Raw genomic sequence first — 4,667 nt, 5'->3', positions numbered from 1 at the left:
GGAATCTCAAGCCTGCCTGGGCCGCATAGCATAGGGCGGACTCGCGTCAATCGCAGACAGTCGCGAACGACAATACCCTATGACCATCTCCAGAGGGTTTCTGGACAAGCTCAGTGTCCCTGTTTTCTCCATGATGATGTGAGGCTGGGTGCCGCCTGCAGGAGTGCAGGCCTGAGTGTCTCCCTTCACATCCGCCTAACTGGCAGGGCGCCGATCAGCAGTATGAGGTGTGTTCGGACTCGGGCTGGCGAATCGCGAACCCCGAGGTGAAGGGGCGAGCACCACTTGCACCGTTGCCGTCAAGGCCGGGTTGAATCCGACATCCATCAAGAGTAGGATAGCCGGTACCCAGCCCATGTCAAATCGGCGGGGGTCAGGCCGAGGGATCGAGAGATCAAGGCATCAAGTGACCGAGTGGCAGGAAGCCGTCAGCCGGCTCGGACCTGCGTTTGGGCTAGCTAGATGCTTGCGGCTTGAAGCTTGAGGCTGAACCTGCCCGAAGCTTCCCGAAATGGGGTGCCTGTCCCTGGTAGTCCACTACTAGTGCGACTCACTTGCTGTCGTGACTATCCACTTCATGGTCGGCTTCACCAGCTTCTATTCCCTTTCTAGCTCTCAAGTAGGCCCACCTCGGTATTTGTGGGCTGTCATGGTTCAGTTCATCGCGGCGCTGCGAGAACTCCTTGAGCCGCTTCAGCAGACTGGACTCAGCTTCGTCAGTGAAGAGCTCCACGCGATGAAAGAGCCTAACGGAGTTGCGCAGCGCGCTATACTTGGTGGCTGCAACTTGGTGAGAACTGGCCTTCGCACAAGGGTCGATGAATGTAGTGACGGCCGTCATCCCCGTGACCAGTATGGCCAAGATGCCGGCGATGATCCCACTGTAGTCGAACTGCGTGAGGGCAGCCGCCCCTGCAACGGCCGCCATCAGGACAGTGGGCACTCCCATGGAATAGTGGAAGTTGGTCCAGAGACGAGCCGCTTCGTGGTGGCCCTTGGACGAGTGGAGGGCATCCTCCTCTATCCGCCTTGCTTCGTTGGCGAACTCGCTCTTCACGTTTGCAGTCATGCGCGGGCCTCACCCATACGCCGGGAACTCGTAGTTGTACAGGAGTCGCCACCAGTAGAAGGCATCCTCGGTCTTGCCCTCTTTCTCGGCATCTCTGGCCTTCTCTGCGCGGACGAGCGCCGTCTCCAGCTTGGATAGCGCGTCCTTGGTCATCGCCTCCGTTGAGCACGCGTGTATGTAGCCACCTACCACCGTTGGGTCCTGCGCGGCGGCCAGTTGACAATCCCAAAGTTGCTTGAGCAAGACCTTGACGTCGATGGGGTAGTAGATGCTTTCCTGAGTGGCTGCGTATTTCGCCGTCCGCATCTCCAAGTAGAACGAACTTATGGGCACGTCTCGGAAGCATCTCCAGGCCTTCAGAAAGCGTACCAGCGGCCGTACCTTGCGGTCCAGCTTGTCGTCCCAATATACTACGTATGCGAGCTGGGCATCAGGGCTAGCCCTCATCCACCCCCCTCCGAAGTCAGGCATGTCGTAGAGGGCGTGGCCTTGCTCATCGCGGATGTAGTCTGCTGGGACGACCTCGGTCGTTTCGGATGCGTCAGTTCCGAATGGGACGACGACGGCAGGCGTCCGCACCGCCACGCCAGTATCCGGGAATCGCGTGTCGAGGGCGAGTCTCACCTTCTGCAGGGCGTTGGTCGATACCTGGGTCAGCTTGTCCCGGGGAATCTCCGCGAAGTAGTCTACATCGCTATAGCCTCGGATACTGGTCCCGTTACCAAATGAACCCGTCCGGAAAAAGCGAGTCATCCCGAAGTTGCTCTTGAGGCACTCCGAGATGGATGTCCTATGCTTCTTCGCAGCATCTGATTCTGTCGCCGTCGGGGTCAGCCTTGGGAGGAAGTTTCGGAAACCCTCATCCACCGTTGTGGCCATAGCAACGCCTCCTGTCGTCTCGATCTCTGCATAGTCACCAAACCCAGCGCCTAGATACCGCTTCGCATGGTCTAGACAGGGTGTACCAACGACATTATCTGAATTCGGCTTGTCGTGTCAAGTTAGGGCCTCGCGCACGGATCTGATGTCAAGCCGGCTTGTCGTCGGCCGCAGGGGTGAAGTCGGGGTCGGGTTCATACGGCGTCACAGCCGCAACCCTAGCCTCAACCTCTTCGAGTGCCCGCTTAATCTTCCTGACGTAGTCGTCGGGCAGGAAACAGGCACTCCAGCGATTGGGTTTTGGCGTGGGCACGCGTCATTGTGGACACCCGGCCTCGCGTGTCAAATCGGCGCGGGTTGGACGGCTGACGGTCTACAGCTCACGGCTGAGAGCTTGAGGCTTGCGGCTGGCGGCTGTGACGAAGTCACGCACTCTTGACGCGCTTCGGATTGAGTTAGGTAGGGTGTTCCCAAATCCCCCGCATCTCCTACGACCTGCACGGCCTGGGACTGATGTTCATCAAGCAGGAACCGCTTGGCAAGCGACGCAGGGGCGCCCTCACGCCCCTGCCGCTTGACGCGACGTGACACCCCTCCTTACTGCTGATTTGGTCAAGTGGCACGGATGTCGCAGGGGGGGGCGAGAGTCCTGCCTGTAACGCACAGTCTCGGCGGCTACCTGCGCGAAGTGTAATTCTTGTTGACTTGGCAGAGTGTACGCTCTACAATTCGGCTGACGTTTGGCATGGCAGGCTAAGGGGTCTGCCAAACGGGGTGCCACAACGCCGGCTAGTACAAGAACTGAAGTCCTGGAGGCAGTACTTGCCAATCGGAAGACTACGCGGATTGTCGGGACGGAACTCAAGCTCATACAATCGGGCCGAAAGGGCCAAGGTAGCCCTGTGCGCAATGGCGCAAAGGCCGTGAGGTTCATGGTTGTGCTAGGAGGCACGCATGAGGCGTTGTGTCAGGGGCCGTGGTTGGCTTAGTGGTCGTCTAGACTCCCTTCAGAATCTGGCCGTCGGGCCGTTGCTTGCGTGTGCGCTGGTGCTGGTGGGGTTCAGCTTGTGTTTCGGATGGACCCCGCCGGTTCCTGATACGATCATCCTGCCGGATTCGCTGGGGCCGATACGGCCTCCATACCACTTGGCTTTCGGGAGTTCGACCGACAACATCTACGTCGCGAGTGAGACTTCGGACATCATCGTGGTGGATGGGAAGACCTTCCAGCGTATCAAGCGCATCTACACCAACGCAGGGGTCGGAGGGGCACTGCTGGTCGCGGAACACAACAAGCTGTATTGTACCTATCCCTCAAGGGGTCGCATCGGTATCATCGACTGCGTCACCAACGACACGGTGGGTTCGATTCCGGTGAGCACGCGCCCGAAGCTGCTCTGTTACAGCTCCGGTAGCGACAAGCTGTACTGCGGCGACAGCGTCAACCGAAGGGTGTGGGTGATAGACTGCGCGGCGGACACAGTGCGCAAGGTCATCTTGACCGGGTCTAGCCCGGCCGACATGGTCTATGATCCCACTGCCAACAAGGTGTACGTTGCGGCCCGGGAGGGTCTGCTAGCGATCTCCTGTGTGACTGATTCCGTCATCGCCAACCTCGACTCGATCAACTACGCGAGGGAGCTGTGTTTGAACAAGCGCCGCCGGAAGCTGTACGTCGTGGGGCGACAGGAAAAGGACGATCCCGACGCCATATATGTTGTCTCCCCTCAGTCCGATTCCGTGACAGCCGCGATGCTCTGGGGCTGGAACATCGTGCCGAGTCTGGCCTGCAACGAGGCCACTGACCGCCTCTATGCGCTCACTCCCAACGATGGGGAGTTCACACGTGAGTTCGACTGTCTGGGCGATACGTTCATACGCTCCGCGTACACGCCCCGCTGTGAGGGTGATGCCATTGCCTGCGACACAGTGCACAACCGGCTGTTCCACCGCTCCGAGGCGCGTCTGCTGGTCTTGGACTGCACCACCCTTGATGTGGTCGCCACAATCGGGACGCCCGCATACGACAGCCGCTCGGATCTGCTCGTGTTGGACCCGGGCCGATATAGAGCCGTGTGCCCGGGGCAGGTACTGATGATGGCACTGATGATTGTGTTCGACTACAAGGGCGACACGGTCTACTCGAGAGGTGTTGCCCCGCTCTGCGGCTGGGCGGCTGAGATGTACCACAACCCCGCGACGGGCAGGCTGTATTGTCACCTGGGTGGGGGCGTGACTGCGGTGGTAGACGAGCAGACAAACCGGATGGTCAAGTGCGTACATGGAGTAGGCAGCGGACTGGTGCACAGCCGGACCAGCAACAAGCTCTATTACCCAATTGCGTACGGCCCCTCCTACGAGTACCAGGGACTCGGCGTTGTGGATGGGACCACGGACAGCCTGATCAAGATCGTGGGACTAGGTGACTGGCGCTGGGAACCCTTCCCTTGCTGGTGTCCCATCGGGAACAAAGTGTACTGCTTCGCCAGCAAGGGCGCGCGCTGGTTCATCGCCGCGGTTGACTGCAGCACCGACTCGGTCGTGTGGGAAAGGGACATGTACGACCTCGGCAGATGGTTTAGGTACCTGGAAAACGGACTGATGCTGTGCAATCACTCGGATAGCCTGGCGCTCATCGATCCCCGCACAGACAGCGTCCTGGTCGATTCGTCACTGGCGGCGGGCGGCATATACGCGGTCACGCACACCCGAGATGGTG

3 protein-coding genes are annotated in these 4,667 nt (G+C 59.7%); 1 reads left to right on the top strand and 2 read right to left on the bottom strand.

Translation table 11 applies throughout. The features are described 5' to 3' along the window. Nucleotides 1-550: 550 nt before the first annotated feature. Nucleotides 551-1,069 carry an SLATT domain-containing protein gene (locus FJY68_13485; protein ID MBM3332837.1) on the bottom strand — a complete coding sequence of 173 codons (519 nt, stop codon included), beginning with the start codon at nucleotides 1,067-1,069 and terminating at the stop codon, nucleotides 551-553. A gap of 9 nt (nucleotides 1,070-1,078) precedes the next feature. Then, a complete protein-coding gene (locus tag FJY68_13480) occupies nucleotides 1,079-1,948 on the bottom strand; it encodes a nucleotidyltransferase (protein MBM3332836.1) in 870 nt (289 codons plus the stop codon). A 954-nt stretch (nucleotides 1,949-2,902) separates the two neighbouring features. Between FJY68_13480 and FJY68_13475 the strand changes: the two genes are divergently transcribed. Beyond that, nucleotides 2,903-4,667 (top strand): YncE family protein (locus tag FJY68_13475; GenBank protein MBM3332835.1); only part of this gene is annotated, 1,765 nt, incomplete at its 3' end.

It is taken from the genome of candidate division WOR-3 bacterium, from assembly GCA_016867815.1.
Classification (GTDB): domain Bacteria; phylum Hydrothermota; class Tepidihabitantia; order Tepidihabitantales; family Tepidihabitantaceae; genus UBA2258.
This window is presented reverse-complemented; position numbering and strand designations above follow the sequence as displayed.

Bases quoted from the DNA above. Each gene is read 5' to 3' on its own strand.
- FJY68_13485 (MBM3332837.1), bottom strand. From the start codon at position 1,069: ATGACTGCAAACGTGAAGAGCGAGTTCGCCAACGAAGCAAGGCGGATA.
- FJY68_13480 (MBM3332836.1), bottom strand. From the start codon at position 1,948: ATGGCCACAACGGTGGATGAGGGTTTCCGAAACTTCCTCCCAAGGCTG.